General features: G+C 69.5%; 14 protein-coding genes and 1 tRNA gene. 9 read left to right on the top strand and 6 right to left on the bottom strand.

Annotation, left to right across the window (positions count from 1 at the left end; genetic code table 11):
• Positions 1–166 precede the first annotated feature (166 nt).
• The 5 genes from AVP41_RS09970 to AVP41_RS09990 all read right to left on the bottom strand — a co-directional run bounded on the left by AVP41_RS09970 (position 167) and on the right by AVP41_RS09990 (position 8,254).
• Positions 167–2,128: a carboxypeptidase regulatory-like domain-containing protein gene (locus AVP41_RS09970; protein WP_067163898.1), complete on the bottom strand. Its 1,962-nt coding sequence runs from the start codon at positions 2,126–2,128 to the stop codon at positions 167–169.
• A 111-nt stretch (positions 2,129–2,239) separates the two neighbouring features.
• Positions 2,240–4,693 carry an ATP-dependent helicase gene (locus tag AVP41_RS09975; RefSeq protein WP_067163900.1) on the bottom strand — a complete coding sequence of 818 codons (2,454 nt, stop codon included), beginning with the start codon at positions 4,691–4,693 and terminating at the stop codon, positions 2,240–2,242.
• 12 nt (positions 4,694–4,705) lie between these two features.
• Positions 4,706–6,250: a glycosyltransferase family 2 protein gene (locus tag AVP41_RS09980; protein WP_067163903.1), complete on the bottom strand. Its 1,545-nt coding sequence runs from the start codon at positions 6,248–6,250 to the stop codon at positions 4,706–4,708.
• 86 nt (positions 6,251–6,336) lie between these two features.
• Positions 6,337–6,999, bottom strand: coding sequence for a LuxR C-terminal-related transcriptional regulator (locus tag AVP41_RS09985; protein ID WP_067163906.1), 663 nt, complete (start codon positions 6,997–6,999; stop codon positions 6,337–6,339).
• Positions 6,992–8,254 (bottom strand): ATP-binding protein, encoded by a 1,263-nt coding sequence (locus tag AVP41_RS09990; protein WP_231902729.1) that lies wholly within the window; start codon positions 8,252–8,254, stop codon positions 6,992–6,994. The genes AVP41_RS09985 and AVP41_RS09990 overlap by 8 nt, the downstream gene beginning before the upstream one ends.
• Before the next feature lie 114 nt (positions 8,255–8,368).
• On the opposite strand from AVP41_RS09990, the gene AVP41_RS09995 reads away from it, so the two are divergent.
• The 6 genes from AVP41_RS09995 to AVP41_RS10015 all read left to right on the top strand — a co-directional run bounded on the left by AVP41_RS09995 (position 8,369) and on the right by AVP41_RS10015 (position 12,383).
• A complete protein-coding gene (locus tag AVP41_RS09995; RefSeq protein WP_197464311.1) occupies positions 8,369–9,925 on the top strand; it encodes a PspC domain-containing protein in 1,557 nt (518 codons plus the stop codon).
• Entirely contained in the window at positions 9,922–10,311 is a 390-nt protein-coding gene (locus tag AVP41_RS10000) for a hypothetical protein (protein WP_067163910.1), read from the top strand. Before AVP41_RS09995 ends, AVP41_RS10000 begins: the two co-directional genes overlap by 4 nt.
• A 4-nt stretch (positions 10,312–10,315) precedes the next feature.
• Positions 10,316–10,714, top strand: coding sequence for a YccF domain-containing protein (locus AVP41_RS10005; protein ID WP_067163912.1), 399 nt, complete (start codon positions 10,316–10,318; stop codon positions 10,712–10,714).
• 92 nt (positions 10,715–10,806) lie between these two features.
• Positions 10,807–10,882 (top strand) — tRNA-Met (locus tag AVP41_RS16655).
• A 182-nt stretch (positions 10,883–11,064) separates the two neighbouring features.
• Positions 11,065–11,673 carry a hypothetical protein gene (locus AVP41_RS10010; protein ID WP_067163914.1) on the top strand — a complete coding sequence of 203 codons (609 nt, stop codon included), beginning with the start codon at positions 11,065–11,067 and terminating at the stop codon, positions 11,671–11,673.
• Entirely contained in the window at positions 11,670–12,383 is a 714-nt protein-coding gene (locus AVP41_RS10015) for a nucleotidyl transferase AbiEii/AbiGii toxin family protein (protein WP_067163916.1), read from the top strand. The genes AVP41_RS10010 and AVP41_RS10015 overlap by 4 nt, the downstream gene beginning before the upstream one ends.
• An 83-nt stretch (positions 12,384–12,466) precedes the next feature.
• Here AVP41_RS10015 and AVP41_RS10020 read toward each other — a convergent pair whose 3' ends face one another.
• Entirely contained in the window at positions 12,467–12,814 is a 348-nt protein-coding gene (locus AVP41_RS10020) for a hypothetical protein (RefSeq protein ID WP_067163918.1), read from the bottom strand.
• A 95-nt stretch (positions 12,815–12,909) separates the two neighbouring features.
• Between AVP41_RS10020 and AVP41_RS10025 the strand changes: the two genes are divergently transcribed.
• The 3 genes from AVP41_RS10025 to AVP41_RS10035 are packed head-to-tail and all read left to right on the top strand — an operon-like array spanning position 12,910 to position 15,345.
• On the top strand, positions 12,910–13,461 hold the full coding sequence (locus AVP41_RS10025; RefSeq protein ID WP_067163920.1) for a hypothetical protein: 552 nt from the start codon (positions 12,910–12,912) through the stop codon (positions 13,459–13,461).
• The gene (locus AVP41_RS10030) at positions 13,458–13,748 is read left to right on the top strand and encodes a hypothetical protein (protein WP_067163921.1); all 291 of its coding nucleotides are present in this window, start codon (positions 13,458–13,460) and stop codon (positions 13,746–13,748) included. Before AVP41_RS10025 ends, AVP41_RS10030 begins: the two co-directional genes overlap by 4 nt.
• A gap of 43 nt (positions 13,749–13,791) precedes the next feature.
• Positions 13,792–15,345, top strand: coding sequence for an insulinase family protein (locus tag AVP41_RS10035; RefSeq protein WP_067163924.1), 1,554 nt, complete (start codon positions 13,792–13,794; stop codon positions 15,343–15,345).
• Positions 15,346–15,423: the final 78 nt, after the last annotated feature.

The following is a 15,423-nucleotide window of genomic DNA, read 5'->3' on the forward strand; positions in this document are numbered from 1 at the left end:
CCGCCAGCCAGATGTGCGACCGCGTTTTCCCCGGGGCCGCGGAACCCCGATGTTCCCCCTCCACTACAGCAGTGACCGCCGCACTTCTCGATGGGGAGAACTCCCCATTATCGACAGCGGCCGGTCATTCCGAAAGGAATGGCCGGCCGCTGGGCGATATCGCGGGTCAGGAGACCTTTTTCGTCTTCTTCGAGGTCTTTGAGGCGGACGTGTAGCCGTCCTTCTTGCCGGTGACCTTCACCGTGATCGTCTTCCCCTTCTGGGACTTCGTGAGGGTGAACGTCGACGTCGTCGCCTTCGCGATGGCCTTTCCGCCCGCGTACCACTGGTAGCGGAGGGTCGCTCCCCGCGTCCACGCGCCCGGCTTCGCCGTGAGCTTCTTGCCGACCTTGAGGGTGCCGGAGATCTTCGGAACGGAGGTCTTCAGCCTCTGGATCTTCGGCGCGACGTCGAGATTGGTGTTGATGCCACCGGTGTTCTTCGGCGCCTTCACCGTGACGCGGGTCGCCGACTCCGCGTCCGGCTTGTCCTTGTACCACTTCTGCCACACGACCGACGCAGCTGCCGCGGGGGCGGGGGTCAGCGGGGTGAGCGAGCGCGCACCCGCGGGAAGCGTCGGAGCCGTCGCGCTGCCCGCTCCCGCGCCGCTGCCCGCACGGTAGAACTGCACCGCGTACGTGCCGCTCTGCAGGCCCTTGATCTTGTAGGCGCCGGACGTCGCCGCGTACGCCCAGCCGCTGTACTCCCACTCGCCGTCGGAGGCCAGCCGGTACGCGTACACGTACGCCACGCCCTTCTTGGCAGCGGAGCCCGAGACCGTCCCGGAGATCGATCCGCCGGGCTTGAGGGAGACGTTGACGTTGGTCCGGGTCGCGCCGGTCTTCATCGCGATCTTCGTCGCGGTCTTCCAGTCGGTCTTCCCCTTGTACCACTGCGCGGCGGCGGTGCCGTCGTTCGGCATCACGCGGACCTTGTAGGAGCCTGCGGGAAGCTGGTCGATACGGTACGTGCCCGACGCGCTGACCCACGCGCTGCGGAGGTAGACGCGCTTGTCGGTGAAGACGCCGACCTCGACGTTCTTCAGCGTCGTGCCGGAGCCCTTCGGGAGAGTGACCTTGCCGCTGATGACGGCGCCCTTGACGAGCTTCGCGTTGAGCGTGCGGGTCTGGCCGGCCGTCACCTTGACCTTGGCGGCGGACGCCCACGTGGAGGTGTTGTTCCACCACTGTCCCAGCACGTTGAGGCCGTAGCCGGAGAAGTTGACCTTGTACGTGCCCGCCGGCACGTTCTCCAGGCGATAGGTGCCGTCGGCCTTGACGCTCGTGCTGTTGAGGTAGACCTCCTTCGTGGCCGAGTACACCGCCACGTAGAGCCCGCTCGTGTTCGTGAGCTTGATGCCTGCGGGGAGGGTGACCTTCCCCTTCAGCACGGCCGACTTCACGAGGCTCGCGTTGATCCCCGTCTTGACGTCGCCGCCCTTGACGGTCAAGGTCGTCGCCGTCTCGAAGCTCGTCTTCTTGTTCCACCACTGCTCGGTCGCACCGCTCGCGCTGAAGGAGATCTTGTAGGAGCCGGCGGGAACCCCGGTGAGGGTGTAGTTCTTCGAGCCCTGGTCGTACTGCCAGGACGCCTCCACCCCGCGCGTCCGGTCCTTCGCGTCGACGATGCGGATCGACGGCCACTCGGTTCCCGAGGGAATCGTGAAGGTGCCCTTGATGGTCGCCCCGCGGGCGAGCGTTGCGTCGATTCCGGTGATGTTCGCCCCGGCGGCGACCTTGAGGATCGTCGCGCTGCTCCAGTCCTTCTGGTTCTTCCACCACTGGCCGGCGAGCCCGGAGGAGTCACTCACGCCGAACTTGACCCGGTAGTCGCCGGCATTCAGCCCGGTGATCGTGTAAGTGCCGTCGGTCGAGACGTTGACGAAACCGTTGTCTGTCGTCGCCACACCCTGCACACTGACGTAGACGGATCCCGGGGTGACGGACATGCCTGACGGCACCGTGACCTTGCCGGAGATCGTCGCCGTATCGGCGGCCTGCGCCGCGGCGGGGGCGAAAGTGAACAGTGCCGCCGTGAGCACCGCGACCAGCGCGATGCCGACGGAGCGAAGGCGCGATCGTGTGCGCATGGACTCTCCCGGAGTTGGACGTCGTGGCGCACCGGCGGGAGCACCCAGGGTCACATTAGGGCATTCTCATGCTTCATCACTACGACGTGTCGAAACGTCGCGTGAACGACCTCACAACTTGGTGATGGGGGCGATCTTGATGAGGAGCTTCTTGGCGCCGGCCGCATCGAAGCGCACGTGCGCGACGCGCTTAGCGCCCTCACCGGTGACCATGTCGACGCGTCCTTCGCCGAAGTCGTCGTGGCGGATCCGGTCACCCGGCGCGAGCTCGAGGTCGCCGTTGTCGCGCACCTTGGCAGGGATCCGGTTGGCGAACTTCTCGAGGGAGCCTGCCGGTCGCTCGCGCGGGGGCAAGGGCACGAGATCGTCACCGTAGCGGCGGCCACCCCCGCCGATGCCGCGAGAACCCGGCCGGGCGTTCAGGGCGCGGGACTGTGACCCGCCGCGCGAGTTCACGTCGCCCGGCGACTGGCGCCAGTCGATCAGGTCGTGCGGGATCTCCTGAAGGAATCGGCTCGGCATCGCGACCGAGACCTCGCCGAACTGCGCGCGCGTCATCGCGAGAGACAGATGGAGCTTCTTCCGGGCACGCGTCAGGGCCACGTAGAAGAGGCGGCGCTCCTCCTGCGGCCCTCCGGGCTCGCCCGCGGAGATGCGGTGCGGGATCAGGTCTTCCTCCACCCCCGTCACGAAGACCGCGTCGTACTCCAGACCTTTGGCCGTGTGCATCGTCATGAGCGAGACCGTTCCCGACGCGTCATCGAGATCGTCGGCGTCGGAGACGAGCGCCACCTCGGTGAGGAAGTCGAGGATCGTGCCGTCGGGGTTGTTGCGGGCGAACTCGCGAGTGACGGCGACGAGCTCATCGAGGTTCTCCACGCGCGCTTCGTCTTGCGGGTCCTTGGACATCCGGAGCGCGTCGAAGTACCCCGACTTGTTCAGCAGGATGGTGAGGCCCTCGGTGACCGAAGTGGACGAGGCCACCTCGCCGCTGGCCGGCAGCATGATCTCCGCCGCCTCGGCCAGCACGGCGTGGAGTTGCGCGATCGCCTTCTGGATCTTGGGCCCCACCCCGAGGGCCGAGCCGTTCGCGAGCGCCTCACGGAAAGAGATGCCCTCCTCCGCGGCGTAGCGCGCGATCGCCGTCTCGGTGACGTCGCCGATCCCCCGCCGCGGCTTGTTGAGGATACGACGGACGGCCAGATCGTCGGCAGGGTTCGCGACCGCGATGAGATAGGCCATCGCGTCTTTGATCTCGGCGCGGTCGTAGAACTTCGTGCCGCCCATGATCTTGTAGGGCACGGCAGACCGGATGAAGATCTCCTCCAGCGCGCGTGACTGCGAGTTCGTGCGATAGAACACGGCGATCTGACCGTACGGAAGGCCCTTCCGGTGCAGGGCTTCGATCTCGTCGGCGACGAACTGCGCCTCGTCGTGCTGCGAGTACCCGGTGAAGCCGATGATGGGGTCGCCCGCGCCGACGTCGGTCCACAGCTTCTTGTCCTTGCGGTCGAAGTTGTGGCTGATCACCGCGTTGGCCGCCGACAGGATGTTCTGCGTCGAGCGGTAGTTCTGCTCGAGGAGCACGACCTTGGCGCCCGGGAAGTCCCGCTCGAACTCCGAGATGTTGCGGATGTCCGCCCCGCGGAAGGCATAGATCGACTGGTCGGAGTCGCCGACGACCGTCAGGGATGCCCCGTCGAGCTCGGGGGTGTCGATCGTGTCGAAGATCATCATCCCGCCGCTGGAGAACGCGTCGCCGATGCCGGAGACGGGCCGGGTGAGCTCGTGGATCAGCGAGTACTGCGCGTGGTTGGTGTCCTGGTACTCGTCGACGAGGATGTGCCGGAACCGCCGGCGATAGACGTCGGCCACCCGCGGGAAGGCGCGGAACAGATAGACGGTCTGCGCGATGAGATCGTCGAAGTCGAACGCGTTGGCCTTCTGCAGGGCGCGCTGATAGTCGGCGAAGATCTCGGCGAAGATCCGCTCGGCGGGGTCACTGAGATTGGCCTGGCGCGCGAACGACTCGGCGTCGGCGAGCTCGTTCTTGAGCTTGGAGATCCGCCCCTGCACCGATGCCGGGGTGAGACCGAAGGCGTCGGCCTCGTGGTCTTTCACGAGCCGCTTGATCAGGGCCCGGGAATCGCCCGAGTCGTAGATCGTGAAGTTGCGCGTGAAGCCGAACTGATCGGCCTCTCGGCGGAGGATGCGGACGCATGCCGAGTGGAAGGTCGAGATCCACATCCCCTGTGATGCCTCGCCGACGAGCTGGTGGACGCGCTCGCGCATCTCGCCCGCCGCCTTGTTCGTGAAGGTGATGGCGAGGATCTGGCTCGGCCATGCCTCGCGGTTGCGGAGCAGGGACGCGATCCGGTGCGTGAGCACTCGCGTCTTGCCCGAGCCGGCACCGGCGACGATCAGCAGCGCCGGGCCACGGTAGGTGACCGCCTCCCGCTGCGGCGGGTTCAGTCCGCGCAGCAGGTCGTCGTCGGCGCGTGAGCCCCGCCCCTGCGGACCTGGCGCATCGGCGCCGACGATGACGGGTGTGATCGGGTCGCTCATGACCCCTCAAGTCTAGGCTCGGGCGCCGACACCGGTCATCGCACGCCGAGAGGGATCGGGGAGGACGGCGGCGACGGCCGACATCACCGGCGCCTGCTGCCCCACTGCCCGACGCGACACGAGAGTCGCGGCGAACGCCAGCGCGCACAGCACCGGCCCGAGCGGCGCCAGTGCTGCCGCCGGCGAGCCGGAGGCGACCAGGGCCGCCACCGCGATGGCGGGAGCGAGGACGAGTTCGGCCCGCAGGAGGTCGAGCAGTTGCCGCGCGCCGAGCGTGCGCTGCGCCTTCGGGGTGATCCAGAAGACCGCCCGGCGCCCGATCGCGGTGCGGACGACGGCGGAGAGCACGACGAACATCGCGGAGGAGTAGAGCAGTCCTGTCAGGAGGAGGAAGACGACGCCGGCGACAGGGCGGTGAACGCGCGCGCGGCGGGCCGCCTCGGGCAGGAGCGGGGCGAGGGCGCTCACCGCGGTGAGGACCATCGCCCAGAGCGGCGGTGTGGCGCCGTGCATCGCGAGGCTCACCCCCGACACCATCGCCGCCACTCCGGCCAGCGCTGCGAGCGGCACCAGCGCGGTCTCCAGCAGCACGTCGAGCCGTCCCCGGCCCTGCCACCCGCGGAGCTGGCCGGGCCGCCGCAGGAACTCCACGGCACCCTCCGTGGTCTTGCGCATCTGAGTGCGGAACGATCGGTAGTCGATCGGATAGTCCTCCGCGAATGCGACGTCGACGTTGACGAGCCGCCACCCCCGGCGACGCAAGGCCACCGACAGGGCCAGGTCTTCGGCGACGACCTCTGGGACGCCGCCCACATCGTCGATCGCGGCGGCCCGGACGAGCGCGCCTCGGCCGAGGAGGGCGACGACCCCCGCAGCCTCGCGGCCCCGGCGCGTGGTCTCCAGATGAGTCTCCAGCAGCGGTCCGAAGTAGCGGGAGAACCACGATCTGCCCGGACGGGCGGTCGGGAGCGCCTGAGCGACGGCGACCGTCGGATCGGCCAGAGCCGAGGCACACCGGCGAGCGAGGTCGGGAGGCAGGACCACGTCGCTGTCGCACAGGAGGTAGGCGTCGAACTCCCCCCGCAGCGCAGCGAACCCGTGGTTGAGGTTGCCGGCCTTGTAGCCGCCGCGCTGGGCCCTCCGGATGATCCGGCAGCCGTGCGCGGCGGCGAAGGCGTCCAGGCGGGCCCGCGCGGCCGGATCACGGGAGTCGTCGAGGATGACCGTCGCCACCGGGACGTCTTGGCGCATGCTCGCCGCGATCGCCGGGAGGTCGGCATCGTCGGCGACGCAGTAGACGAGCGCGATCCGCAGATCGGGAGCCGGCGCCAGCTCGCGGTCGTCTTCGCGATCAGAGCGCCCCGCGACAGCCGCGCGCCCCCAGAGCGTGACCGACCGGAAGCCTGTGCTCCACAGCACGAGGCTCGCAACGACGAAGACCGTCGCCACCCCCGCCGCAGCGCCCGCGGACATGGCCCACAGCGCGAGGACACTGGCGAGAAGACCCACCAGCACGACGGCCACGGCGGGAAGGAGACGGCCTACGAGGCGACGCATAATCACATGCCGAGTATATATATACCGACAAACGGTTTACCTCAGGGATCACCCTGATCCTGCCCGGGTATCGCCAGCAGCGGTCGCTACAGCAGGCGCCGCTCGGACGCCCAAACGGTCAGCTCGTGGCGCGACGACAGCTGCAGCTTGCGGAGCACCGATGACACGTGGGTTTCCACCGTCTTGATCGAGATGAACAGTTCGGTGGCGACTTCCTTGTACGCATAGCCGCGCGCGATGAGGCGCATCACCTCCTGCTCCCGGGCCGAGAGCCGGTCCAGCTCGTCGTCGACGGCGGCGGTCTCCCCCGCGACAGCACCGAACGCATCGAGCACGAACCCCGCGAGGCGCGGCGAGAAGACGGCGTCACCGCCGGCGACGGCGTGCACGGCGGCGCTCACCTCCGACCCCGACGACCCTTTCGTGATGTAGCCGCGGGCGCCGGCGCGGATCACCCGGACGACGTCCTCGGCGGCATCCGAGACGCTCAGCGCGAGGAAGCGCACGGTCGTGGGCAGGCACCCGCGGATCACGGACTCGCCTCCCGACGCGTCGGCCACACCCGTCCCGCCGGGAAGGTGCACGTCGAGGAGGACGACATCGGGCGTCGTACGGCCGATCACCTCGATCGCCGACGCCACGTCGGCGGCTTCACCCACCACCTCGACGGACGCATCCAGATCCGCCCGCAGACCGGAACGGAAGATCGAGTGGTCGTCGACGATCACGACCCGCAGCTTCTCAGGCATACCGGCCCCCCGCCGTCGTGAGGCGAAGGTGCACCTCGGTGCCGCCTCCGGCGCCGGGCCGGATCGTGGCGGTCCCGCCGATCCGTCGCATCCGCCCGACGATCGATTCGCGCACGCCCCATCGATCGGCGGGGACCGCCTCGGGGTCGAAGCCGGAACCGCGGTCGCGGACGAAGACGTCGACGGAAGTAGCCGCGCCCTCGATGTAGACGGAGATCTCCCCTCCCGCATGGCGGGCGGCGTTGAGCATCGCCTCGCGCGCGGCCGCCGCCACCTCACCGCTCGCGCGCTCGGTTGAGGAGCCCGCCGAGACGACGTCGATCCGCACCGGATAGTCCAGCTCCAACCCGCCCGCGTAGTCCCGGAGGTCGGTCGGCAGATCACTGTCGGCGGGAGCGTCACCGTCGTAGAGCCACGCACGCAGCTCCCGCTCCTGAGCCCGCGCGAGACGGGCTGCTTCGCTCGACGCGCCCGCTCGATTCTGGATGAGGGCGAGGGTCTGGAGCACCGAGTCGTGCAGGTGCGCCGCCATCTCCGCGCGCTGCTCCTCCCGCACGCGGGCGATCCGCTCCCCCGACAGCTCCCGGTAACGCTCGATCGGCGTCGACGACAAGACGAGCACGACGCCCACGAGGGGGACGAGGACGATCGTGAGGACGATCAGCCCGTCGTACTCGATGCGCTGCGCCGGGATCCACGCGGCGATGATCATCACGACGAGCGCGAGCAGGCGCACGGCGAGCGCGTGGCGCGGACCGCGGGCGGGATCGCGGCGGTCGATGAGCGCCGCCCACAGCCCTGCACCTGCCGCCATCACCGTGGTGAACAGGACGGCCGCGGCGAGGACGACCGGGAACGACACCCACCGAGTCCCCACCGCGACCGGATAGGTGGCCCCGGATCCCCACGAGCCGAACGTCCAGAACAGGCCCACCGCGGCAGCCGTCGCGAGCAGCCACGCGACGGGAGCGCGCCGCGTCGGCGCCTCCTCGCCCTCGTCCCAGGGCACGAACGCCCACAGCCACAGATAGAGGAGGACGCCCGCCCCGCCCAGCAGGGTCAGCGTCACGAAGAGCGCCCGGACCGCGGTCTCGGAGGCCCCCAGGTGTCGCGCGACACCGGCCGACACACCCGCGACGGCGCACGCTCGAGGGCGGCGGAGCGGAGGCCGCGAGTCGGACCCCCGCACACCGAACCGTCGGGCCGGTCGCGCGGGACGCACGACGGGCATCGCGGCGGGAGGGGTCGAGGGCATGACAGCATCAAATCACCCGGCGCGGGCCGGCCGATACGACGGCGGGCGACAATCAGGGGCCATTCAGGGGTTCACCCCATGGCCGCCGGCGTGTCGGTCGAACAGGATCGAGACATGACCACCCCACCCACCACCGACCCTGGGCCCCTGCCGCCGACACCGATCGCATTCCGTTCCCGGGGCGACCGGTTCTTCTCGTGGACCGCGGGCCTCGGCGTCGTCCGCTCCGAAGGATGGATCGGTGGGGTCGCCGCGGGACTTGCGGCTCGCCTGCGCGTGGACCCCCTCATCATCCGCGGCGTGCTCGTCGTCGCGGCATTGTTCGCCCTTCCGGCGATCCTCGCCTACGCCGTCGCGTGGGCGCTGCTTCCCGACCTCGACGACCGGATCGTGCTCCGCGACGCGCTGCACGGTCGGCTCACCGCGGCGCTCGGCGGCGTCGCCGTGTTCGCGATCGTGGGCCTGCTCCCGTCGCCGCTGCTGCTCCTGGTCACGGACCTGCCCGCGCGCGCGGCCGTGCTGGCCGTGCCGCTCGTGCTGATCCTGGTCATCGCCGCTTTCCTCGTGTTTCTGATCGTGCGTGCCTCCGGCCGCACCCCGGGTGAAGACGTCGTCGAGCCGCGATCGGCTTCCGCGGCGACGACCGGCCCGGATTCCTCCGCGGTACTGGGGTCCGGCGCGGAGGAAGCGGAGGGGGGCGCTGCGTCGGCCACGGTCGCGTCCTCCTCCGCGGTCCTCGCGCCCGCGTCGACCGCCGAGACGGTCGCTGCGGCGCCGCCGCCGGGGATCCTCGACGACACGGATGAGATGGCGCAGTGGCGCGCCCAGCACGCGGCGTGGAAGGAGCAGGATCAGCTCTGGCGCCAGCAACAACAAGACGCGGTCCGCGCCGCACGGGAACAGGCCCGCCGCGAGCGTCAGGCACGCGCCGCGGGCTTCTCCGCGGCGGCCGCGGAACGTCAGCGCGTGCGACGGGCGACGAACCCGCGCGCCCCGTTCGCCTTCATCGCCGCGGCCATCGGCGTCGGTGTCCTCGCCGGCACGATCACGGCGCTGCAGCACGGGGGCTCCCTCGCTCCGGCGCGCGGACTCTTCGTGGCGGCCGCCGTGCTGGCGGTCGCGATGATCATCGCGGGGGTCGTCCGTCGACGCAGCGGATTTCTGGCGTTCCTCACCGCGCTCACCCTCACGGGAGGCGCGATCGCCGTCGCCGTTCCCGCGGCGATCGACCTTCATCTCGGCTCCTACGGCATCTCCAACCTGGGCCGTTCCGCCTCGTCGGACAGCGCCCCCTTCCGTCAGCCATGGGGCGATCTGAGCATCACGCTCGCCGATACCGGCCGCGACGGCGCGACCTACGTGGACAAGCGACAGGGCTCCACGTTCATCGGGGTACAGCCCGGCGTGGAGGTGACCGTCGAAGTCACCACGGACGCCGCGGCTGTCGTGGCTTCCGGAACGGACACGCCGACACCCTGGACCGAGTTCTCGGACATGCCCGGCGGCACCGTCGAGACCCTTCCCGACGGACGACAGCTCTACCGGGTCACCGCGACGGCGGGACCCGAGCCCGCAACGACCCGCCACCGGGTCGTCATCGACCAGGACGCCGGCTACGTCGAGCTCTACTTGGAAAGCCCGGCCACCCCCACGGAAGGCGACGGACAATGAGCGACCTCGACGACATCCTCACCGACGAGCCGGCACCGTCGGCCACGAGCAACGCGTCGGGCCTGTCCCCGAGCACTCGCGAGCCCGTGCCGCTGCAACCGCGGACACGCTGGGCCGCCATCGTGTGGGGCATCGTGTTCGGGGCCCTTGCCCTCGGCGGCCTCGCGCTGGTCTCCGACGGCACGCGCTTTGCCGACGTCGTGGCATGGAGCGCGGATCTGCAGCTCGCCACGGTGATCGGGTACGGTCTTCTCGTCGTCGGGAGCCTGGCGCTCATCCTCGGCGCCGTGGGCCTCCTCCGCCGCGCACAGGTCACCCTCGCCCGACGCCGCGCCGGCGAGCGGGAAGTCGCACAGGAGCTGCCCACCGTGGCGGAGCGAGAATGAGACCGTGCGCACCATCCTGAACATCGTCTGGATCGTCTTCGCGGGCTTCTGGCTCTTCGTGGGGTACGTGGTGGCCGGGGTGCTGCTGTGTCTTCCGATCATCACGATCCCGTGGGCGATCGCGTCGTTCCGGACCGCCGGCTATGTCATCTGGCCCTTCGGGCGCACGATCGTCGACAAGCCGACCGCAGGGGTCGGCTCCTTTCTCGGCAACGTCGTGTGGGTGATCCTCGCCGGATGGTGGCTCGCGCTGGGCCATCTCGTGAGCGGCATCGCCCTGTGCATCACCATCATCGGCATCCCGATGGCGATCGCCGACTTCAAGATGATCCCGATCTCCCTCATGCCGCTCGGCAAGGACATCGTCTCCACGCGTAGCGGGGCCTTCGACCCCGCCCGCTGACCGTCACGAACAGACGCAAAGCGCAATCACAGGTCACACTCCTGGCCACGCCCACGCCGCCGGGTTAGCGTGGGGACCACTCACCACACCTTCGCGGCGATCCGGGCGGTCCCGGGCACCGGCTCATACCCGGTCGCGTTGCGGGTTCGACTCCCGCCGTCGCGTCCACTCCCGAGAGGGCCCCGCCCGCGTGTGGAATGAAATGATTCGCGCTCCTCGCCGACGAGTGCCGGCGATGACGCCACACTTCGCCCCGCGTTGTTCGATCGATCTTCCGGTATTCCTGTACATGTGCTTACATATAAACCTGTAACTACGATCACAGGAATACCTGTAGACCGAGGAGAGCGATGAAGGGCAACGAACTGGTGTGGCGCTCTCTCGCCGATCGCGCACTCCAAGGGCAACGGACCTGGCGGAACGTCACCGAGCTTGCCTACGACGCCGGCGTTCCGAGCACGACGGCCTACCTTGCTCTCGAGCGCCTCGAAAGCAACGGGACCGTCGATCGATACAGCCGTGGCGGTCTCGCGGTCGTCAGCGTCGACAAGCTATTGACCATGCTGTGCGCCTGGCGCAATCTCGGGCGTGACACCCTCGCGTGGACGACTCGCGAGGGTATCGACCCATTGCTCCAGTCAGACAAGGGCCCATACGCCCTCGGCGGCCCGGACGCAGCGAGCACGATTCTGAACGGGCGTGCCGTGGCGGACTTCAGCGAGCACATCGTGTACCTCCCGGCGTCCGCGAACCTCGCTGATCTCCCTCCCGGCAACGACGTCCGTGTGCTCACGATGGACAAGCGTGCCGCGAGGACCTGGAACGGGTACTCGAGCCTTGCTCAGACATATGCGGATCTCTTTGCAACCCCCGGGTGGCAGGCGTCCGAGTTCCGAGAGGCGCTACGTGACAGGTTCGTGCGAGAACGCGAATGGGATCAGGAAGGCGACGGGCGATGACGATCCTCGGCGGAGACGACGAGGGTCGGCTGCGGGCGTTGCTGGACTCGCTCGGATACGATCTCGAGCCTTCGATCCTCATCGGAGGATGGGCGACGAATGCGCGCGTCGGGGGTGAGATCAGCCATGACATCGACCTCATCATCACAGAGCAGAGCCTCCGCCAGCGGCTCCCCGAGCGCCTCACCGGCTACAGCGAGAACCGCCTCCACAGCGGAGGACGGAAAGCCCGGGGCGACGCGGACGGCGTCCACGTCGACGCCTACTTCCCCTATGAGTCCAAACTCGGCTCGAAGCTGCTCCTCGACGTCGGTGTGCTCACGCAGTACGTCGATCCCGACCTCAAGGTCGAGGGTTGGCTCATGCTGACGCTCGACGCACACATCGCCACGAAGGTCGCCGCCCTGCTCGACCGACACGCGACGGAGAAGGGCAGGAAAGATGCCCGCGAACTCGTGGCGCTGATCGACTCCGGCGGCACTGCCGCGGGAGTCATCGAGGTTCTTCTCGCCTCGTGCGGCGGGCCGGCGGGCGATGTTCCCGACCACGTGCGCACGACATTCGAGCTCCTCCCCAAGCTCGCTGGCCTCAACCAAAAGGACCGGCGCCGCTACGCGTCGCTCGCGCGCGAATGGGTCGAGGAAGCCGAACTGCGACTTCGGCGCGCGGCAGACGGGCACGCGGGGCCGACACTCAGTGGGGGCGCGTGATGCGGGACCCGTGGGCTGACGCTACACACCTGCGGACCCGCCGCCCGTCGTGCCGACGTAGATCGCCACGGAGCTCGGCGAGCTCACCATCCGTGCGCGTTGAGCCAGGCCCGACGCCGGGCCACCTCGGCATCCGACTCCGTCGCGTCGGATGTGTCATGGACCAGCAACGCACCCGTCGCATCACGCGCGATGAAGCGGAGGCACTCCGGGCACAGCGCGCGGCCCTCGGGATATCCATCGGGGAGCGGCTCGGCCGGCTCGGCCTCACGGCCCGAGCCGGGGCAGCGCGCGGGATCCGATCCCGCGCCGCTCCACATGATCGCGCGGTGTCGATGGAGCCCCGCATGGCCGAGCGGACGCGTGCAGCGCTTTCCCTCCCGACGCTCGCGGCAGAAGCGCACGACGCCCGACTCGACGGCATCCGGCATGCTCCCGACAGTAGTCGGGGTACCGCCGGATGCCGTCGAGATGTTCCGGCCCGGGGCCGCCGCCCCGGCGCTGGGCCCGCGGTAGCGTGCGACTCGTGGAGTTCTCTCCGTACGGACTCGCGTTCAGCCTGGCCCTGCTCGCACCCTCTCTCCTGCTCGCATGGTGGCCACCGCGCCACCCCCTTCCGCGGCTTCGCGTCGCCTGGCCTCTCGCGGCGGCCGAGCGACTCGGGCAGGCACTGGCGCTCGTGCTGCCGGTGGTGAGCGGGGCGACCGGCCCGCTCACCCCCGCGCAGTCGGTGCTCGGGTGCACGACGGGGGTGCTGTTTCTCGCCTACGCGGCACTGTGGGTGCGGTATCTGGCCAAAGGCCGCGAACCGGAACTGCTCTACGGCCGATGGGCCGGTGTTCCGGTACCGCTCGCCCTCCTCCCGATCCTCGCGGTGACGGCGTGTGCGGGGTGGCTGGGAAGCCCGTGGATCCTGGCCGCGGGGGTCATCCTTGCCGCCGGGCACCTTCCGATCTCGCTCCAGATCGCTCAGCGCCTCCGGAACGAGCCGCCCAAGATCCCCCGCCCGGGGGAGGCGCAGGGAGCCGCCGCGTCCTACCGTGGGGACGGACACACAGATCGCGAGGAGAACACGTGAACCCTCCGCACGACAACCGTTCGCCCGACCCGCAGGGCACCCCGCCGGACCCGCCGGCGATGATCGCGGTCTGGTGCTTCGTCGGCGCGACCTTCCTGTTCGCCCTGCCGATCACGCTCTTCCCCGGCGCTCCACCGTGGGTGCGCATCGTCACGACGGTCCTGGGGTTCGTCGCGATCGTGCTGGGAGGTGCACGGCTCCATCAGGAAGTGTCGTTCCTGCGCGAAAAGACGAGCGACGCCCGGGCCGCAGGTGATGAGCCGCCCCACCCGGGAGGCGACCGGTGAGTCGCACCCCGGGGCGCACCCGTCGCCTTGGAGAATGAGCCTCATGGCTGCTCCCCCCGTCGAGTTCAGCGAGGTCGCCGGACTGCCGACCTACGCGCGCGACGTCCGCACGACGTTCGAGGGGGCCCTCACCTTCGGAGTGGGCCTGCGGGATGAGACCGCACGCACTGCCGGGACGGCGCACCTGCTGGAACACCTCGTCATGGCGCGGGTCGGACGGGTCGATGTCGTCCACAACGCCACCACGAGCGACGAGACCATCAGCTTCTTCGCACAGGGTCCGCCGTCGGCCGTCGCCGACTTCCTGGGCCGGGTGTCACGCGCCGTCTCCACACTCGTCGAGATCTCCGACGCCGATGTCGCCGAGCAGCAGCGCATCATCAGCATCGAACTCGGCGACGACGACGAGCGCCCCGGCCGAGGACACCTGATCGACCGTTTCGGGAACCAGTCGGTCGGACTGCTGGATTTCGGCTCGCCGGCACACCGATCGCTCACCCGAGCAGAGGCGCTGGTCTTCGCCGAGACGTGGCTGCACGCGGGCAATGCCGCGCTCTCGTTCACGGGTCCGGTGCCAGAGGGACTGGAGGTCACCCTGCCGGCGGCGCGACCTCTTCCCTCCCGGCCCACCCCCCGGGTGCTGAGGAACGGGATGTGGGTGGTGAACGGCACGACGCCCGTGGTGCTCTCCCTCGTCCTCAGCGGCGAGGATCGCGCGGCGCGAGTGATCGCCGGCGCCGTCGTGCACGACGCGCTGTTCGAGACGCTGCGCACCGAGCGCCACCTGGTCTACTCTGTGGATCCGTTCGTGGCCGCCCTCGACCGGGAGCACCGCCTCGACTGCTACGCGCTGGACCCTCGCCCCGAGAACGCCCTCGACGCCGCGAAGGAAGCGGCCACCGTCGTGCGCGCTCTGGCGACGCAGGGCCCGAGCAGCGATACGGTCGCCGCTCACATCCTCCGCTACAACATGGAGGACGAGAACCCCGCGGCCCAGGTCGCCGACCTCGACGGGCTCGTCACGAGCATCCTGCGAGGACGCCGCGCTCACGGCGACGTCTCGCCCCCTCCGGCCGTGTGCGCGGTCACGGCGGAGGCGGTCAGAGACGTGATCGCCCGAGGGCTCGACTCTCTCTTCATCACCCTCGGCGACGATCTCCAGGCGGACAGTGACGACCAGGTGACACACGCGCTCGGACTCCCTCCCGCGGAAGGCCCCACGTCGGCCCTCGCGACGCTGACCAAGCGGGAGCTGTTCGCCCACGGAATGAAGGACACGACCGACATCTTCGCCGGCCGGACATTCCGTGGCGCCCGGGGTGCTCAGGTCATGGTGGATGCCGAACGCATCGCGATCATCGACGATGAGGGGATCTTCGAGGTGCCCGTCACCGACCTGGCTTTGGCCACGTACTCGGAGGAGCGTCGCACCTGGGTCTTCATGGCGGGAGAAGGACACATCCTGGTGATCGACCTCGATCAGTGGCGGGGAGCCGGTGCCCTGCACGCCGCGATCGAGAAGCGGGTGCCGACCGCCATCCGGTGCACGATCGACCGGGTGAGGACCGCGGAGCGCGGCCCGCGGGATCGCGTCTGAGGTCGTCAGCACACCGACATCGACTTGCCCCGCGCACCCCCGATGACCGAGGCTTGTGAGTCGGGACACGCACCGCGC

Origin of the sequence: Microbacterium sp. TNHR37B, assembly GCF_001620065.1 — a bacterium.
GTDB lineage: Bacteria > Actinomycetota > Actinomycetes > Actinomycetales > Microbacteriaceae > Microbacterium.

Excerpts from the sequence above, each read along its gene's own strand:
- AVP41_RS09970 (WP_067163898.1), bottom strand. The coding sequence starts at position 2,128 with ATGCGCACACGATCGCGCCTTCGCTCCGTCGGCATCGCGCTGGTCGCG.
- AVP41_RS09975 (WP_067163900.1), bottom strand. The coding sequence starts at position 4,693 with ATGAGCGACCCGATCACACCCGTCATCGTCGGCGCCGATGCGCCAGGT.
- AVP41_RS09980 (WP_067163903.1), bottom strand. The coding sequence starts at position 6,250 with ATGCGTCGCCTCGTAGGCCGTCTCCTTCCCGCCGTGGCCGTCGTGCTG.
- AVP41_RS09985 (WP_067163906.1), bottom strand. The coding sequence starts at position 6,999 with ATGCCTGAGAAGCTGCGGGTCGTGATCGTCGACGACCACTCGATCTTC.
- AVP41_RS09990 (WP_231902729.1), bottom strand. The coding sequence starts at position 8,254 with ATGCCCTCGACCCCTCCCGCCGCGATGCCCGTCGTGCGTCCCGCGCGA.
- AVP41_RS09995 (WP_197464311.1), top strand. The coding sequence starts at position 8,369 with ATGACCACCCCACCCACCACCGACCCTGGGCCCCTGCCGCCGACACCG.
- AVP41_RS10000 (WP_067163910.1), top strand. The coding sequence starts at position 9,922 with ATGAGCGACCTCGACGACATCCTCACCGACGAGCCGGCACCGTCGGCC.
- AVP41_RS10010 (WP_067163914.1), top strand. The coding sequence starts at position 11,065 with ATGAAGGGCAACGAACTGGTGTGGCGCTCTCTCGCCGATCGCGCACTC.
- AVP41_RS10015 (WP_067163916.1), top strand. The coding sequence starts at position 11,670 with ATGACGATCCTCGGCGGAGACGACGAGGGTCGGCTGCGGGCGTTGCTG.
- AVP41_RS10020 (WP_067163918.1), bottom strand. The coding sequence starts at position 12,814 with ATGCCGGATGCCGTCGAGTCGGGCGTCGTGCGCTTCTGCCGCGAGCGT.
- AVP41_RS10035 (WP_067163924.1), top strand. The coding sequence starts at position 13,792 with ATGGCTGCTCCCCCCGTCGAGTTCAGCGAGGTCGCCGGACTGCCGACC.